General features: G+C 63.9%; 12 protein-coding genes. 3 read left to right on the plus strand and 9 right to left on the minus strand.

The features are described 5' to 3' along the window. Positions 1-29 precede the first annotated feature (29 nt). Positions 30-1310 carry an amidohydrolase family protein gene (locus tag ACMGE0_RS22405; RefSeq protein ID WP_436818107.1) on the minus strand — a complete coding sequence of 427 codons (1281 nt, stop codon included), beginning with the start codon at positions 1308-1310 and terminating at the stop codon, positions 30-32. Positions 1311-1591: 281 nt separating this feature from the next. On the opposite strand from ACMGE0_RS22405, the gene ACMGE0_RS22410 reads away from it, so the two are divergent. From ACMGE0_RS22410 to ACMGE0_RS22420, 3 genes are all read left to right on the plus strand, one after another. After that, on the plus strand, positions 1592-2596 hold the full coding sequence (locus ACMGE0_RS22410; RefSeq protein WP_436818108.1) for an AraC family transcriptional regulator: 1005 nt from the start codon (positions 1592-1594) through the stop codon (positions 2594-2596). Positions 2597-2786: 190 nt separating this feature from the next. Next, positions 2787-3227: a DUF6152 family protein gene (locus tag ACMGE0_RS22415; RefSeq protein WP_436818109.1), complete on the plus strand. Its 441-nt coding sequence runs from the start codon at positions 2787-2789 to the stop codon at positions 3225-3227. Beyond that, positions 3218-3691 (plus strand): DUF6644 family protein, encoded by a 474-nt coding sequence (locus ACMGE0_RS22420; RefSeq protein WP_436818110.1) that lies wholly within the window; start codon positions 3218-3220, stop codon positions 3689-3691. The genes ACMGE0_RS22415 and ACMGE0_RS22420 overlap by 10 nt, the downstream gene beginning before the upstream one ends. Positions 3692-3720: 29 nt before the next feature. On the opposite strand, the gene ACMGE0_RS22425 is transcribed toward ACMGE0_RS22420, so the two are convergent. The 8 genes from ACMGE0_RS22425 to ACMGE0_RS22460 form a co-directional block, all read right to left on the minus strand. Further along, complete coding sequence (locus ACMGE0_RS22425; RefSeq protein WP_436818111.1) at positions 3721-5874, minus strand: xanthine dehydrogenase family protein molybdopterin-binding subunit; 2154 nt, start codon at positions 5872-5874, stop codon at positions 3721-3723. Positions 5875-5902: 28 nt separating this feature from the next. Then, positions 5903-8071, minus strand: coding sequence for a xanthine dehydrogenase family protein molybdopterin-binding subunit (locus ACMGE0_RS22430; protein ID WP_436818112.1), 2169 nt, complete (start codon positions 8069-8071; stop codon positions 5903-5905). Continuing rightward, a complete protein-coding gene (locus tag ACMGE0_RS22435) occupies positions 8071-9090 on the minus strand; it encodes an FAD binding domain-containing protein (RefSeq protein WP_436818235.1) in 1020 nt (339 codons plus the stop codon). Before ACMGE0_RS22435 ends, ACMGE0_RS22430 begins: the two co-directional genes overlap by 1 nt. Further along, positions 9090-9731: a (2Fe-2S)-binding protein gene (locus tag ACMGE0_RS22440; protein WP_436818113.1), complete on the minus strand. Its 642-nt coding sequence runs from the start codon at positions 9729-9731 to the stop codon at positions 9090-9092. Before ACMGE0_RS22440 ends, ACMGE0_RS22435 begins: the two co-directional genes overlap by 1 nt. Before the next feature lie 161 nt (positions 9732-9892). Then, complete coding sequence (locus tag ACMGE0_RS22445; protein ID WP_436818114.1) at positions 9893-11683, minus strand: ABC transporter ATP-binding protein; 1791 nt, start codon at positions 11681-11683, stop codon at positions 9893-9895. Further along, a complete protein-coding gene (locus ACMGE0_RS22450; protein ID WP_436818115.1) occupies positions 11680-13482 on the minus strand; it encodes an ABC transporter ATP-binding protein in 1803 nt (600 codons plus the stop codon). Before ACMGE0_RS22450 ends, ACMGE0_RS22445 begins: the two co-directional genes overlap by 4 nt. Continuing rightward, positions 13479-14666 (minus strand): MFS transporter, encoded by a 1188-nt coding sequence (locus ACMGE0_RS22455; protein WP_436818116.1) that lies wholly within the window; start codon positions 14664-14666, stop codon positions 13479-13481. Before ACMGE0_RS22455 ends, ACMGE0_RS22450 begins: the two co-directional genes overlap by 4 nt. Positions 14667-14678: 12 nt before the next feature. After that, entirely contained in the window at positions 14679-16895 is a 2217-nt protein-coding gene (locus ACMGE0_RS22460) for a TonB-dependent receptor (protein ID WP_436818117.1), read from the minus strand. Between the last annotated feature and the right edge of the window lie 92 nt (positions 16896-16987).

Here is a 16987-nt window from a genome sequence, read left to right on the forward strand (position 1 = left end):
GATATGCGCGGCTCGCGCGAGTGGCAGTTTTAATGCCGGCTGCCGTCCAGTCCGTGGAAGCCGACGACCGTATCGCGCATGACCATCTGGATGTAGCTTTCGGCCTCCTTCGCGGTGATGACGCGATCGGCAAGCATGCCGCTCAGCGCAAGGCCCAGCGCCTGGCGACCGGTGCGGTCGATGATCCAGGCCTTTTCCTCCCAGCCGTGCAGCGGATTCGCCTTGGGAGGTGTGCCGGACAACATGCCGAATACGCGATCCGAGTAGGCGTCGGTACCGTACATCAGCTTTTCCGGAAACCACTCCAGCGCCTGGCGGATCTGTTGCGCCAGCGAACGCGGATACTGGTAGATGTCGGCGCAGGAGAAGTCGTTGTAGACATTCGTGAAGCCCATCAGTGCGACCGTTTCCTTCACGAACGGCCAGCCGCCGTGAAGCATCATGAAGCGGGTTCCCTCGGCTTCGCGGAAGACCGGCTCCATCAGCAGCGGGTTGCTCCCGGAAATGCCGAACTGCCGGCGGACGCCGTAACCTGTATGCATCTGCACGCCGAGATCCAGCCTGCCGGCTTCCACTACCAGCGCCCGGAAAACATAGTCCTGGACCACCTTGTGCTCTGCAGGCGGCAGGCTTCCGTCCCTGATCCCCCTGGCGTAGAGCGCCGACACGTCCGCCTTTTCGTGCTTCCCGAAGGAAAGGTCGCGATAGTACGGCGTGTTGAACTTGACGCCGACGCCGCCGGACTCCTTGATCTGCTTCAGTCCGGCAAAGACCACGTCGTCCATGTAGCCGTCGAAAGTACCCGGAGCTTTTTCGAGACCCAGCGCCCGGCGTTTACGCACCATGGTCTCCGACAGCATCTTGGAAGGCCCGCCGGGCATCGGCTCGCAAGCGAGCGGCCACAGCATCCATTCCACATGCGCGCACCAGGGGAAGCGCGAGGTCGGCAACGAATCGTGCATGTCGCTGTTGATGTTCACCATCCGGTCGATATTGATGCGATCGAGCACCCAGGAATTGTAGCCGGCACCCTTCTCCGCCATGATCGCGGTCTTGCGCTCCATGAGGTCGCGAAGATGGGGGACGTCGAAATCTCGATGTTGGTAGCCCCAGAGCGCAGCCCAGGCATCCAGGTATTCAGGATTGTCCTGGCGCATGCGCTTCGGCAGCTCGTAGTCGTAGCGCTGTATCGGCTGGTCCGGATTTCCCGGAGCTTCGATACCGAGCGGTAAAGGATGGGCGTGGTCGTCGATGGCCCTGGTGGCCTCTATCTGCCGCTGCAGACCGCTGTCGGTCCCTGCAAGATCCATGATTTCTCCTCCCTGAAATTGTAGGCGCGCCCGATTTCGCAATCGAACGGCAAGCCGGTCGGCCTTGCCGCAATGCTACAGAAGCAGCCGCTGCAGGGCAATAAAAAAATGTATTTATATACATTATATGCTTTTTATGGCGATTCTTTGCCGAAGCAACCGATACATGCACAGCACCCGGGCAACACACGTTCGTGAAGTAACTTTCATTTGGAATAAGCATGAGACGGTGCATGTTCTTGCATCGTCGTAATGAGGAATCCTAACGGGATTGGAGGATCATGGACCCCCTCTCAGATGCACTGTCGTTGCTAAAGCCACAGAGCCACGTGTCTTCCGGCTTTGATGCCGGAGGCGATTGGTCGATCTATTTCCCGATCAAACATGATGTCATCAAGTGCTATTCCATCGTGTCCGGCGGCTGCTGGCTATCGATCGAAGGACGTTCCGATCCGGTGCGGTTAAATGCCGGCGACTGTTTCGTATTGCCCTCTGGCCGGCCCTTTCGCCTCGCCAGCGACTTGCGACTGATGTCGGAACCGTCCAGCGCGTTTTTTCCTCCTGCCGAGCGAGGCGGTGTCGTCACGGTCAACGGAGGCGGCGGCGTTTTCCTGGCAGGCAGCCGCTTTACCGTTAGCGGCGGCCATGCCGCCGTCCTGATGGGAATGATGCCTCCTGTCGTGCATATCGACAAGGAATCCGAACAGACGGCACTCCGCTGGGCAATCGACCGTATGCGGCAGGAGCTGCGCGAACAGCAGCCGGGCGGTTCGCTCGTCGCGCAGCATCTGGCTCACATGATGCTGCTGCAGGCCTTGAGACTGCACCTGGCCGAGGGGGCGGATAAAGGCACTGGATGGTTCGCCGCACTCGCCGACAAGCAGCTTTGCGCGGCCATCAGCGCCATTCATGCCGACCCGGCCCGTCGATGGACGCTGAAGGAACTGGCGAGCATTGCCGCCATGTCCCGGTCGAGCTTCGCACAGCGCTTCAAGGAGGCTGCCGGCGAGACCCCGATGGAATATCTGACCCGCTGGCGGATACTGCTGGCCAGCGACAGGCTGGAGAACTCCAGCGACACCGTTTCGGTCATAGGGCACTCGCTCGGTTATGAGGCGGAGGGCGCTTTTATAGCGGCCTTCAAGCGCATCATGGGCTGTACGCCGCGGCAATACGGCCATCGCAAGTCCGCGTCACGCGTCGATGGCGAACAGGCTGCTATGCGATCACACACCCAGATTGATATCGGCAGAGTTTCATCTTCCCAGGGAGCGGCGATGCAGTAATCGTACCGCAGCGTTGGAGAGTGGCGGTTGCCAGGCTTGTCATCCGCTCGCTTTGGACGATCGCGGAACTATTTGAGACTCGCGCCTATAGAGCATGCAGCGGCAAGTTCGTAGCCTGGATAGGCCAGATCAATGGCCTGCAATCATGAAAGGTCTTTGCATGCTCAAGCCTGTCCGCTGGAATATACTTTTGGTAACTCTTACCTCTTTGGGCCTGTCGGGAAGTGTCCTCGCCCACCACGGCGTAACGGGGCGATATGACGCCAGCAGGCCGATTGTCCTGTCCGGCACGGTGACCGAAGCCGCTTTCACGCCCCCTCACCCCATTCTCTCCGTCCATGTGGATACTGCCGAGCTTCCCGATTTCGAAGTCGGGCGGGCGGGCGAATACTTCGGGAGACCCCTGGCGCGCCCCGAGGATGTCGGGCAGGTCCGGCAGATCGAGTTCTCGCCGGCCCGCGCGTTCTACGCCCTGGGCGACCGGTTGAACGTGGGCGACCGCGTCGTGATCGTGGCGACGCGCAATTGCCTGCCGCCGCACCAGCTGCGCAGCAGCTGGATAAGGCTGTCCGGCGGCGAGACGCTCTCCTATACCGGCGACTGGGCGCCTGGTGTGAACGGATGCAGCTAGACGTCTTCTTCGGATGGATCGAGACCCTACATCCGGTTCGTCTCATCGTCATGACACCGGGGATCTATCCGGCGATTTCCGCAATTCATATCGCCGGGATCGCCATCCTGGTCGGCTCGATCGTACCGGCGGACTTGCGGCTTCTGCGCGTCATCGGCCCGCAGCTCGATGCGGCGTTGCCGACGCTCGTGCGTGCCGCACTCATCGGATTTGCGGTCGCGGCGGCGTCCGGCCTCCTGCTCGCCTCGGTCCGCATCGGAAACTACGCGCAGAACCCGGCATTCCTTTTCAAGATGAGCGTCCTGCTCATGGCCGGGGTCAATGCCGTGATGTTGCGCATCTTCGGCCGATCGAAACGGATCGTCGATCTCGTCGGTGGCCGGCTCGGCCGGGCGGCCGCGGCAGTATCGATATCGCTCTGGATCGCGGCCATTTTCGCGGGCCGCTGGATCGCGTTCGTCTAAACGCGATCCAGCGGCATGCTGCACGCGATTTAAAGCAGATCCTCGATGCGGATCGGCATGCGCCGCACCCGGATGCCGGTCGCATGATAAATGGCATTGGCGATTGCGGCCGAGGCTCCCACCATCGTCCCGTTGCCGAGGCCCTTGAGGCCCGTTTCGTTGGCCAGCGGATCGGGCTCGTCGATCATGCCGACATCGATGTCCCCGATGTCCGCGTTGACGGCGACCACGTAATCCGCAAGATCGCAGTTCAGGTAGCCGCCAAAGCGCCCGTCGACCGCAGTTTCCTCATGCAGCACGCCGCTGAGCGCCCAGACCACGCCGCCATAGATCTGGCTGCGGGCGGTTCTCGGGCTGACGACACGGCCGCAATCGGCGATGCTGACGACGCGCGGCACGCGGATTCGTCGTGTTCGCGGCTCAACCCGCACTTCCGCGAAATGTGCAAAATAACTCATAGTGGTAAATGCGGGATAAGCAGGACCGGCAGCGGCGAACCCTGCCTGCCGCAAGTCATCGAGTGCCGACGGTTCCTGCCCGGGAGCGAGGTGCGACACCTCGACTTCAAGAAAGGGACGTCTGACCGTGGCGAGTTTTCTATGAGCGTTTCCCTCAATCGCCCGGCCATCGAGCAGTTCGGTCAGCCGCTCCTGCATGCGGCGGGCGGCCGCTTCCGTCGCAGGGATCGCGCCGGCTGTACCCCAGGATCCGGCCGTTATGTGCTGAGGGGCGGCAGACGTATCGCCGATGGCGATTTCGAGGCGATCGGGATCGATATCGACATGCTTCAACACGGCCTGCGCGATGGATGTGCGAATGCCTTGCCCCATCTCGTGGCCCGACAGGGCGAGACGGGCGCTGCCGTTCGCGTTCACCCGGAAGGTGACGATGTTCGGTGTCATACTGGAGGGGTAGGCGCCGCAGGCGACGCCCCACCCGATCTGCGTTCCATCCGGCCCCGTCATCGAGCGCGGCTCGCGGAGGCGGCTGGACCACCCGAAGCGTCGCGCACCTTCTTCGAGGCAGCGGTTGAGAAAGCGGGAGGAAAGAGGATTGCCGCTCACCGGATCGCTGGTCGTGTCATGGGCGAGCCGGAATTCCAGCGGGTCTCTCCCCAAGGCATATGCCATTTCGTCCACGGCACTTTCGAACGCGAAGCATGACGCCTGGGGGTGAGGAGCGCGCATATAGCCGGGATCTTGCCGGTCGATGCGCAGGTTCGATGCGGAGCCGAGATAGTTCGGGATATCGTAGAGCCGGCTCGGCACCTCGTGATATTCGTTCGGCGGAAAGAAGCCGGTCCGGGATTGTTCGTGCTCCGCGTCATAGCGGACGGCGATCATCCGCCCGCCGGGATCGGCACCCAGCCTGATCCGGTGAAGGCTTCGCGGGCGGTAGGTGGCGGTATGGAATATCTGGCTGCGCGGTGTGACGAGCTTGACCGGCCGCCCCGTCAGGATCGCGGCACGCGCGACGATTGCGGATTGGCGGAGCGGAATTCCCTTTTGTCCGAAGCCACCGCCGATATAGGCGCTCTTCACCTCGACGATCGCCGGATCGATCCGCAGCGCGCCCGCCACAGCGTTTCTGGTACCGGTCGTATGTTGACAACCTTCATAGACGGTCAGACGGCCGTCATGCCAAACCGCCGTCGTGGAAAGCAGCTCGATCGGATTGTGATGCTGAGCCGGCGAGCGATAATATTCATCGATCGTCGTCGCGGCGGTCTGCAGAATCGGCATCGCGTCGCCGGCAACCACGTCTTCCACGGGCTCTCGCACGGCGCCTTCGCTGTCCATGAAAGGTACGAACGGTCGCGCCTCGTATTGCGGTCGGACGGCCTCCGCGCCCTCGATCGCGGCTTCGAGCGTCTCGGCGAGCACGAGGGCGACGGGCTGACCGCGATAGGCGATTTCCCAGGTCAATGTCGGCGGCGGCGGGAAACCGTCGGATTCCGCCGGCGGTGGCGGGAAATCGTCCGGCGTTAGGACGCGGACGACGCCCGGCACCGCCATCGCAGCCTCCGTCGGCAGGGCTGTCATCGTACCGAGTGCGATACCCGCCGGAACGGTCATGGCATGAAGCATGCCCTCTGCCGGTATGTCGGCGGAATAGATCGGCCGGCCTCGGACTTTTTCGAGCGCATCGATCCGCGCACGTTCGCTGAAGGGTGTGGACGGCATGGGTTTTCCTTTCGAAGGGTAAGGTGCCTTAGAGCAGATCCTCGATACGGATCGGCATGTGACGCAGGCGGATGCCGGTCGCGTGATGGATCGCATTGGCGATCGCGGCCGAGCCGCCCGCCATGGCGACCTCGCCGAGACCCTTGAGGCCTGTCTCGTTGGCAAGCGGATCCGGCTGGTCGATCAGATCCACCTCGATGTCGGCTATGTCGGCGTTCACGGCCACCACGTAGTCCGCTATGTCGCAGTTGAGATAACCGCCGTAGCGCGGGTCGATCTCCGTCTCTTCCCGGAGCGTGGCGCTGATGGCCCAAACCACGCCGCCATAGATCTGGCTGCGGGCCGTTCGCGGGCTTATCACCCGGCCGCAATCGGCGATGCTGACGACGCGCGGCACGCGGATGCGCCGTGTCCTCGGCTCGATGCGCGCCTCGACGAAATGCGCGATATAGCTCATGGCCGTGAAGCCGGGATATTCCGGGCCGCCGACCGCATAGCCGCCGGCACGCAGGGCGCCGAGAGCCTCGTCGGCATCCTGGCCCGGGGCGGTCTGGGCGATTTCGATCTCGATAAACGGACGCCTGGCCGCGGCCAACCGGCGGTGGGCGTTCCCTTCAACAACGCGGCCGTCCAGCAATTCGGCCAATCGCGCCTGCATGCGTTTCGCGGCCGCCTCGGCGGCCGGAACCGCGCCCGCCGTTCCCCAGGAACCGACCGTGATATGCTGCGGCGCCGCCGCGGTGTCGCCGATCGCGATCTCGAGCCGGTCCGGATCGATATCGATATGCTTGAGCACCGCCTGGGCGATGGCCGTCCGGATTCCCTGTCCCATCTCATGTCCCGAAAGCGCGATCCGGGCACTCCCATCGGCATTGACGCGCAGGGTCGCTATCGACGGCACCATCATGGAAGGGTAGGCGCCGGCGGCGACTCCCCAACCGATCTGCGTTCCATCGGCGGCCGTCATCGAGCGTGGCCTGGGGTTGCGCCGCTCCCAGCCGAAGCGGCGTGCGCCTTCGATGAGACATTCGTTGAGAAAGCGGGATGAAATCGGGTTACCCGTCAGCGGATCCGTCATCGTATCGTTGGTGAGCCTGAACTCCACCGGATCGCGGCCGAGCGCCAGCGCCAGTTCGTCGACCGCGCTTTCGAAGGCGAACAGGGCGGGCTGCGGATGCGGACACCGCATGAAGCCGGGGTTCTGGCGGTCGAGCCGCAGATAGGTCGAGGTACCGAGATAGTTCGGCATCCCGTAGATGCGTGGAGGCGCATCGTGGTAACGGTCGGGCGGCGGGTCCCTGCCCTCGCGGGATTGTTCCTGCTCGGCATCGTGCCTGGCGGCGATCATCCTTCCGTCCCCGTCGGCGCCGAGCCGGATGCGATGAACGCTGAGAGGCCGATAGGTCGCGACGTGGAAGATCTGGCTGCGCGGCGTGACGAGTTTTACGGGACGCCGCAGCAGCATTGCGGCGCGCGCGACGATCGCCGTCTGCCTCTGGGTCGGCCCGCGCTGCCCGAATCCGCCGCCGATATAGCCGCTCTTCACCTCGACCATGGCCGGATCGATTCCCAGTGATCTGGCCACGTGGTGCTGCACGCCCGAGGAGCGTTGCGTGCCTTCGTAGATGACCAGTCTGCCATCGCTCCAGACCGCGGTGGTCGCCAAAAGTTCGATCGTATTGTGATGCTGCGTCGGCGACTCGTAGGTCTGATCGATAATCGTGGCGGCGCTTTCGAGCGCCGACATGGTATCGCCGGCCGCAACGTCGTCGATCCCGTCGCGCACCATGCCGTCGCTGTCGACGATGGCCGAAAAAGCTTGCTCCTCGAACACCGGGCGTATCGCCTCGGCGCCTTCGATCGCCGCTTCGAGAGTGGATGCGACGACGAGGGCAACCGGCTGCCCGCGATAGGCGATTTCCCAGGTCAGCGTCGGCGGCGGCGGAGGTCCGTGGCTGTCGCCGGACGGCGCGGAGGGCGGCGGAAAATCCTCAGGCGTCAGCACGCGGATCACGCCCGGTATCGACAATGCGGGTTCGACCGGCAGCGCCGTCATGCGCCCCCGAGCGATGCTGGCCGGAACGGTCACGGCGTGGAGCATGCCCGGCAGGGGAATATCGGCAGCGTATATCGGGCGTCCGAGAACCTTTTCGAGCGCATCGACGCGAGCGCGGTCGGTGAACGGAGATGCAGGCATCAGGGGGTCCTCCGGGCAGCAATCATGATGGCGTCGGCAACGGTTCGCGCACCCAGTTCGACCTTGAAGCCGTTCGACCGCCCCGGCGTCGCCCCCTCGAACGCCGCCCGGCCTGCGGCGAGCGCCAGATCCTCCGTCAGTTCCTGTCCGGCAAGCACGGCTTCTGCGCCGCCCGCACGCCAGGGGCGGGTCGCAACGCCACCCAGGGCGATGCGGGCCGCATCGATCCGGTTGTCCGTCATTTCCAGCGCGACGGCCGCCGAAGCCAGCGCGAAGGCGAACGACTCCCGATCCCGGATCTTGTGATAGGTCGATCTCATGCCGGCCCGTGTGCGGGGCACGACGATCCCGACGATGATCTCCCCCCGTTCGATCGTGAACTCGATGTGGGGCGTATCGCCCGGAAGCCTGTAGAGATCGGCAACGGGGATCGAGCGTCGGCCGGCCGGCCCGGCGATCTCGACCCGCGCATCCATCGCCACCAGCGCGACGGGCCAGTCGCCCGGAGAGACGGCGTTGCAGGCTTCGCTGACGCCCAGCACGGCCTGGCCCCGGTCGAGGCCGCCGATCGCGGCGCATCCGCTGCCCGGCACACGCTTGTTGCACGGGTATTCGGCGCTGCCGCCGCTCGCCCCGCCATAGCCGTTGCGGAAATACATGCAGCGGGTGCGCTGCAGCAGGTTCGCGCCGACGGCCGCCATGTTGCGCAACTGCTGCGATGCGGCTTTCCAGAGCGCTTCCGACAGGACCGGATACTCGTTCTCGACGACCGGATCGGTCATGACATCGCTCATACGGGCGTTGGCGCCGAACCGAAGCGTCTCGCCGGCCGTATCGATTGCGTCGAGACCGTCGATCGCCGTCACGTCGATCAGGGCGCTCGGCCGCTCGATGTTGAGCTTCATCAGGTCGTAGAGGTTCGTTCCGCCCGCGATGTAGCGTGCGCCATTCCCGGCGCGGGCATGTGCGGCGATGGCGTCATCGATCGAGCGCGGTCTCGTGTAGCTGATCGGCTGCATCATGCCCTCCGCATCTGGGCTGCGGCATCCTGGATGGCGGCGACGATCCCGACATAGGCGCCGCAGCGACAGATGTTTCCGCTCATGTATTCGCGAATGCGTTCCGGAGAGGTGGCATTGCCCTCCTGAACGCAGGCGACGGCCGCCATGATCTGGCCCGGCGTGCAGTAGCCGCATTGGAGCGCGTCGTGGTCGATGAAGGCCTGCTGCATCGGATGGAGCGTGTCGCCTTCGGCGAGCCCCTCGATGGTCGTGACCTCTCGGCCTTCGACCTTGGCGGCGAAGGTGAGGCAGGAGGCGACGCGGCGTCCGTCGACATGCACGGTGCATGCGCCGCACTGCCCATGGTCGCAACCCTTCTTGGCACCGGCGAGACCGAGCTGTTCGCGTAGCATGTCGAGCAGCGAGGTGCGCGCATCGACGTTGATCTCCAACATGTCTCCGTTGATCGTCGTCCGTACGGTGAGCGCCTTGTCGGCCGGTACGGGCAGAGCGGGTTGAGGGGCCGCGCTTTGCGCTTCGGCAGAATCGGCGAAACGTGTTGCAGTGGCGATGGCGACAGCTCCCAGCATGGCGCCGCGGCGGGACACTGCGAGATAGCCTTCAGAGTTCTTTGGAGTGCTGTCTGAATCGTCGGTCATTGTCGGCTCCTGGCGATTGTGCTGGGCATGGTCGCGGATATCGCGAGTGCCTACAGAATATCGGGGAGCCGGGACCAAGGCCTAGGACGCAAAGTCCAGAATACCTTCGCCTCCGTCCAGAACACGGCTTGCCTCGCGGCAGATCGGCAGGATAGTTCCTGTCAGCGAACGTTCCAGGCTTCCGCACGCCGGCGCGCCTCGGTGAGTTGCGCGTAGCGGCCCTTCAGCCTGGACAGCTCGCTGTCGGTTCCTCTTTCCACCACGGCCCCCATTTCCAGAACCACGATCTGGTCCGCGTTCGTGATCGTCGAAAGCTTGTGCGCAACGACGATGAGCGTCCTGTCGGCAACAAGGCGGGCAAGAGCGATCCGCAGATCCCGCTCCGTGACCGGATCGATCGCGGCGGTCGCTTCGTCGAGCAGGACAATCGGCGCATCCTTGAGAAGGGCGCGCGCAATCGAAATCCTCTGGCGCTCGCCTCCCGAGAGAGACGATCCGCCTTCCCCCACCTGCGTATCGTAGCCGCCAGGCAGCGCCGTGATGAAATCATGAGCCTGCGCCTGACGCGCCGCTTCCTCGATCTCCTGCCGCGTGGCGCCGGGCTTGGCGAAGGCAATGTTCTCGGCAATGGTGCCTGAGAACAGGTGGACATCTTGAAAGACGACGGTGATGAGCCCGGCGATGTCCTCTTCCGACAGGTCACGAATGTCGACGCCGCCGATGCTGATGCTTCCCTCCGTCACCTCGAAGAACCGCGGGATCAGGTTGAGAAACGTGCTCTTGCCGGAGCCCGACGAGCCGACGAGTGCCGTCATCGAGCGCTCCGGCACATCGAGGCTCACTCCGGCGAGGACGCGCCTGCGGCCGTCATAGGAAAAACCGACACGGTCGAAGCGGATTCCAAAACCGCATGGCTTCTGAGGCCGGCGTGCAGGAGGCAACGGGCGCGCCGCCATGATCCGTTCGATCCGCGTCAGGGACGCGTCCGCCAAGCGCGCCAGTTCCATCACGGAAACGAGCCCGAGCAGCGGCGTGTAGAACGAGAAGGCCAGCACCAGCACGGACAGGATATCGCCACGATCGAACGCACCGTCCAGGTGGAGCGCCCAGGAAGAGACCATCAGGACCGGGACGCCCAGCACGACGATCGCCCCGAATGCCACCATCGGCAGGGCAAGACGCGATACCATGGCGATCGAGATGTCCCGGAATGCTGCCAGTGCTGCCGTGAAGCGCTCCTGCCCGCTGGCGACGCGGTTGAAGGACCGGATGACCGGCATGCCGCGTGCATATTCGATCATCTTCTCGGCCGCTTCGGCCTGCCTGTCCTGCCGCACGATGCCGAGCCGCGCGAGCGAACGGCTCGACCAGACGAATACAGGTGCTCCCGCGATCATCGAAATCGCTGTAGCGAGCGCGATTTCCGGCGAGCGAAAGGCGAAGACGGTCAGGAGCGCAAGCGGCAAACCGAGAGCCTGCGCGATACGCGGCAAACCGTCCGAGAAGAAGCTCTCCACCATCTGCATGTCGCCCGTCAGCACGGAGAGGGTATCGCCCCGGCTGCGCGAAAGATGGAAACCCAGCGGCAGGCGCCGCAAATGTTCCAGAAGCGAAAGGCGCAGGTCCCTGGCGATCCGGAAGCCGGAGAGCCAACTGTAGCGTGCCGCCAGATAACCGAAGAGAAGCTGTCCGGCCAGCGACAGGGCAAGCAGCATGATGATCTGCCCCAGCCAGCCGGTATCGAGGACGCGCCCGCCGGCAAGCTCCGTCACGACCCAGACCACGGCGGCGAAGGACAGCCCCAGAAAGCCCGATTGCGCGAAGCGGCACGCGAGGCCGCAGAGAACCGGGCGCCCATGGGAACCGGTCAATGTCCAGACCCGGCGCAGGCTGGCGATGTCGGAAGCCGGCTCTTGCGAAAGGACCGTTGCGGAATTGGCCGCGCTGCTCATACCGAACTCCTCTCCGGCACCCCGCTCCCCACACGGAGCGGGATTGCCTTCGTCTCGATGTAGCTCTGCCAGAGTTTGTGGTAGAGCCCCTGCTGCCGCAGCAATTCGTCGTGCCGCCCCCGTTCGGCCACCCTTCCGGACGAAAGGACGACGATCTGCGGTGCGTGCATGATGGTGTGCAGCCGATGCGCAACGACGATCAGCGTCTTGCCTTCCGCCAGCGAGCGGATCGCCTCCTGGATGGCGGTCTCGTTGTCCGGATCGGTGAAGGCAGTCGCCTCGTCGAGAACGACGATCGGAGCATCCTTGAGGATCGCGCGCGCGATCGCCAGTCGCTGGCGTTCGCCGCCGGACAGCGCCACGCCGCCGGCGCCCAGTCTCGTTGCATATCCCTCCGGCAGAGCGAGGATGAAGTCATGCGCGCGGGCGGCTTTCGCGGCTCGCTCGATCTCGGCCTGGGTGGCATCCGGCCTGCCGAAGCGGAGATTGGCGTCGATCGTATCGGAGAACAGGAACGTGTCCTGAAAGACGAAGGCCACCATGTCCATCAGTTGCCCGATGGCCATGTCGCGGATATCGACGCCGCCGATCGTGATCCTGCCGCCGGTGACGTCGTGAAGCCGGGGAACGAGGCTTGCAAGCGTGCTTTTACCCGAACCGGAGAGGCCGACAAGCGCCGTCATCTCCCCTGCCCGCGCCGCAAAGCTGATGTCGCGAAGCACAGCGCGGTCGCCATAGGCGAAGCTGACGTCCTCGAAGGCGATGTCGCGGCCATTCAAGGTGAGATGGCGGCCGGCGTCGTGCTGCGCAGGTACCGCCAGCAGATCTGCAACGAGGCGCGATCCCACGCTGAGATGAGCCAGATGATGGAACTGGTTGAAGAGCTTCAACAGCGGCTGGCTATAGTTCGCGCCGACGATGACGAAGAACAGAAGCGTCTGCAGATCCGTCTCGCCGGCCCGCAACAGCAAGAGGCCGACCGGAAGGATGAAGACGATATTGGTCAGGACGAGGGTGAAGAAAGGGCCACCAAGCGGAAGATAACGCTTCGTCATCTCAGTCTGAATGCGGGCATGCTCGTTCACCGCGCCAACCGCCGCGCCGAGGCTCCGGCCGGTACGGTTGAAAATCTTCGTGACCGGCATGCCGGCCACGTAGTCGGCGATTTCTGCGTTCATGCGTCCGCCGATCCGCTGGTATTCCGCTGCAAGCCCTCCGGCCGAAGCCATCGCACGGCCGAGCAGCAGAAACGAAAGCGGCGTGACGAAAACGGCCGCCAGCGCCATGCGCCAGTCCGTCAGGAAAAGCCAGAGCGATACGGCGATCCATGTGGAGAGCGCGCTGACGCCGTCCGGCAGCCCGTGCGCGAACACGGACTCCAGCCTTTCCGGCTCGTCGACGATCAGCTTCTTGGCATCGGCGCTCGACCGCCCCGAAAAATAGCCGAGCGGCAGCCGGGCCAGATGCCGGGACAGATCGAGACGCAGGCTGTATATGGCTTCGAACGCAACGATATGCGCTAGAATCGTCGAGCAGGCGAAGAGCCCGTAGCCGGCAAGGATCGCGGCCGCCGAAAGACCGGCATGAGTGAGGAACAGGGAAAGATCGGCCTCGCCGGCGATAACGGCGCCGACGAGGCGATAGATCGACCAGACGGGAACCAGTTCCAGAAAGGCCGACGCCGTGGCGGCAAGCAGGACACCGGCAAATCTGCCCTTCGCCGCTTTCATGTGCCCCGAGAGGAGCTTCAGGCTGGCGAGATAATCCGGCCCTTGCGCTTTCCGGTCGCCCGCGCTCATCGCGACGTGCCTCCGAGGGCAAGCGCTCTGCCGGACGAGGGAAGGAGGAGCAGGAGGCCCGTCGCCGCCGAGCCGCCCGCCGCAATCGCCAACGTTGCGCCGTAGCCGGCGGCCGAAGCGATGAATCCACTCGTCATGAAGCCGGCCAGCGCGACGACGGACATGGCTGCCGAAAAGAAAGTGACCTCGGTCGCCGCCGAACTGCCCTCTCCCGCGATTTCGAGAAAGAGCGTGTTGGAGGCGATGCCAAGCGCGCAGATCGACGAGAATACCACGATTACCGCCGCAAGCGCCCCCGTCCATTCACCCGTCAGCCGCGTCAGGACAAGCAGCAGCAGAATAACGGCCGCAACGATTACGGCCCCTCCGGCCAGCACGCGCCGCAGCGGCAACCGCGTCACGACCCAGCCGGTCACCGGGCCGGCAAGCGTCGCGGCGATCAGATTGCCCGCGGCCGAGACGGCGCCGATCGACGTGAGGCCAAAACCGAGGTCGATTAGACGCGGCTGCGTCATGGCGAAGGCGACGGCCAGTCCGAAGGTGGCGGGGGTCAGCGCGGCAATCACCATCCACGTCCTGCCATCGGCGACGATTCCAAGTCCGGCTTTCCGGGAGGATGGCCGCTCGGCCGGCTCCGCCAGCCACAGGAGCGGGATCGTGATGACGACCATCAGGCCCGCAAGTACGAGAAGCGACGCCGGCCAGCCTGCCCGGTCGACCAGATAAAGCCCGAGCGCGCCGCCGATGATGTTGCCGATGGCCGTGCCCCAGCCGAACGCCGTCGCACCCCAGGCTTTCTCCCGGTCGCCCAGCGCATCGGCCGAGAAACCGAGAATGGCCGACCGTTGCGTGGCCGCCAGAGCCGCCAGCAACATCCCGATGGCCAGTATGGCCGCAAAGTCGCTGGCCGGGCTCAACCACGCGAGGAGGCAGAACAGGATTATGCTGAGGATCTGCGTCGAAAGCAGCCAGAACCGCCGCCGGCCGAAGCCCTTCGGCGAAACCCCGTCCACGACAGGAGCCCAGAGAAAATTGACCGTGAAGGCGAAGAAGACCAGGCCGAACAGGCCCAGCATTTCAAGAGAGGCGCCATTCTGCCGCAAGACGGCGGGAACCGCGCCGTACAGGAAGGAGACTGCAAAATAAGGCTGGCATGCCAACGCCAGTATCATTGCGAAACGCATGCCGGCTCCCCGTCAGAACTTGATTTCGGCGCCGGCACCGATGACGCGGCCAAGGCCGGGCGTCACAGCCAGAACGGCCGGCGAGTATGCGGTTCCGGCCAGTTCGATCTTGTCGTCGAAAACGTTGCGGCCGTAAGCGTAGAGACTGAAATTCTCCTTTTCCCAACCGATCCGCATATTGACGACGCGGTAGTTCTTGAGATCGAAGGTGTTGCCGAGATCGGCAGGCCTTCTGCCCGCGGTGAACTGGAATTCGGCGATGGAGACGACTTCCCCTTCAAGGCCGTAATCCTCAAGCGCCAGACGATGCGTGACGCCAACCGCTCCGGACCATTCCGGCACGCCGGGCAGCCTGCCGCCGCTGCTGGCGCCGGACGAATCTCCGGCGGGAACGTCTACGAATTCCGCCCGCGTGTAACCGACATTGCCGTACAATTCCCATCCGTCGGCGATCTCGGCGCGCGCGCCGGCCTCGAAACCCCATGTGCGGTAGTCGAGCGCTGCGATCGTGAACTGGCTGGCCGTGAGATCAAAGGCGTTGACGTGCCCGTTCTTCACGTCGTTGTAGAAAACCGAGCCCTCGAGCGTCAGCCGCCCATCGAGAACTGTGCTCCGCGCGCCGGCCTCGTAGGTCCAGTTGGACGAAGAGGGATAGGACGATACCGGAATGCCGTAGACGGCATCGATATTGAAATATGGAAAGCCGGCGCTCGAATGCCCGCGTTTGACGGAGGCGTACAGGAGCCTGTCGTCATCCGGCTTGAAACTCAGCGTCAGGCCGCCGGCGAGATATCCCCCGTCGACCTCGCCATATTCGGAGAAGGACGGAACCGTTCCGGGCGTGCCGTTGGAAACATAGTTGCCATCGCGCGACACGCTTTCGTAGCCGGCGCGCAGACCGGGCGTCAGAAAGAAAGACTCGGACAGCGGAATGTCGATTTCGCCGAAGGCGGAGTAGTCACGCATCTTCAGCTTGGCATCGTAGAGGCCGTTCTGCGTGACGCCCATCGAACTGCTGTTCGTGCCGCGATGGTGGAAGTTCGAATCGTAGAAGCTAAGCCCGACCGTCCAGCGATATTCGTCGCCTTCCTTCGAGCTTGCCCGCAGTTCACCCGACCAGGCGCGTTCCTCGAAACGATATGAGGTGCAGTCGCTGCAGGTGGGTGACGAAAACGCCGTCGGCGGCAGGCCGAAAAGCGGGCCGTAGATGAGGCCGTCGGTATTGTCCGACGTCTGGTGGGAAACGATGTTCTGGTAACCGAGCGTTCCCGTCAGATCGAAGGCATCGAATTCGTGCTTCACTTCGATGCTGCCGACCGCGAGGTTTCGGTCGAAACCGAGAGGCTTGTCCAGCATCACGGCGGGATAGTCGTCTCCGCCACGCAGAATGTAGTTGAATGTCTGGCGGTCATCGCGCTCGAAGTACCCCTTCGCGGTGATGGTGGTGTCGTCGCCTGCGAACCAGCGCAACGATCCCCGTCCGGCGGCAATGTCCCGTTCCGGCAGATCCTTGCCGTCCGTCAGATTGGTGACGTTGCCCTCCCCGCCGGTAAATCGGATCGCGCCCCGTCCGTTCAGGATACCGGGGATGATCTCTCCTCCTGCAATGAAATCCGTCAGATACTCCCCGTCCGTGCCGATCTCGCCCCGAAGCCTGATATCCCGCGTGCCGTCCGGCTCGCCCGTGACGATGTTGACGGCGCCGCCCTGGGACGCCCGGCCGTAAAGCACGTTCTGCGGCCCCCTCATGACCTCGATCCTGCTTGCGTCGAGATATTGCTGGCTTCCTGCATACATGGAGATCGGCATGCCGTCCTGGGCATAGCTGATGGTCGAATCGAACGGATTCATCGGGAAGCTCAGCGTGCCAACTCCCCGAATGGCCCCGAACGCGAAAAGCGGATTGCCGACATCGTTGATGCTGTAGTTCGGAATGCTCCGGGAGATATCGATCGCCGCGTTGGAAGGGCTCTCCAGGGAAATCGCTCTTTCGTCCGCAAGCCCGACGCTCAAGGGCACCTGGGAGAGATCCTCGGCACCGCGGCGTGCGGTGATGACGATGGGTTGCAGAACGGTCGATGCATTGTCGTCCTCGGCGGCTTCCTCCGCGGATTGCGCGAGGGCTCCGGCGCCGGACGATAGCAGCGCAATTGCGGCTACCGTGCCGAGCAGATGTCCGGCAGATCGGCCCTTGTTCTTGTTTTCCGAATACGGAGATGGCGAACCCATGATAGCCCCCTGCGCTTAAATCATGAGCTTTCTGGTAATGTTCAGCGGAAGGCGCGGCAACCGGCAGCAGCTATGCGCAAGGCCAAATGAGC

Origin of the sequence: Neorhizobium descurainiae (genome assembly GCF_051400715.1) — a bacterium.
Classification (GTDB): domain Bacteria; phylum Pseudomonadota; class Alphaproteobacteria; order Rhizobiales; family Rhizobiaceae; genus Neorhizobium.

What these genes read in the sequence shown, in the direction of transcription:
- ACMGE0_RS22405 (WP_436818107.1), bottom strand. Translation starts at nt 1,310, where the DNA reads ATGGATCTTGCAGGGACCGACAGCGGTCTGCAGCGGCAGATAGAGGCC.
- ACMGE0_RS22410 (WP_436818108.1), top strand. Translation starts at nt 1,592, where the DNA reads ATGGACCCCCTCTCAGATGCACTGTCGTTGCTAAAGCCACAGAGCCAC.
- ACMGE0_RS22420 (WP_436818110.1), top strand. Translation starts at nt 3,218, where the DNA reads ATGCAGCTAGACGTCTTCTTCGGATGGATCGAGACCCTACATCCGGTT.
- ACMGE0_RS22425 (WP_436818111.1), bottom strand. Translation starts at nt 5,874, where the DNA reads ATGCCGTCCACACCCTTCAGCGAACGTGCGCGGATCGATGCGCTCGAA.
- ACMGE0_RS22430 (WP_436818112.1), bottom strand. Translation starts at nt 8,071, where the DNA reads ATGCCTGCATCTCCGTTCACCGACCGCGCTCGCGTCGATGCGCTCGAA.
- ACMGE0_RS22435 (WP_436818235.1), bottom strand. Translation starts at nt 9,090, where the DNA reads ATGCAGCCGATCAGCTACACGAGACCGCGCTCGATCGATGACGCCATC.
- ACMGE0_RS22440 (WP_436818113.1), bottom strand. Translation starts at nt 9,731, where the DNA reads ATGACCGACGATTCAGACAGCACTCCAAAGAACTCTGAAGGCTATCTC.
- ACMGE0_RS22445 (WP_436818114.1), bottom strand. Translation starts at nt 11,683, where the DNA reads ATGAGCAGCGCGGCCAATTCCGCAACGGTCCTTTCGCAAGAGCCGGCT.
- ACMGE0_RS22450 (WP_436818115.1), bottom strand. Translation starts at nt 13,482, where the DNA reads ATGAGCGCGGGCGACCGGAAAGCGCAAGGGCCGGATTATCTCGCCAGC.
- ACMGE0_RS22455 (WP_436818116.1), bottom strand. Translation starts at nt 14,666, where the DNA reads ATGCGTTTCGCAATGATACTGGCGTTGGCATGCCAGCCTTATTTTGCA.
- ACMGE0_RS22460 (WP_436818117.1), bottom strand. Translation starts at nt 16,895, where the DNA reads ATGGGTTCGCCATCTCCGTATTCGGAAAACAAGAACAAGGGCCGATCT.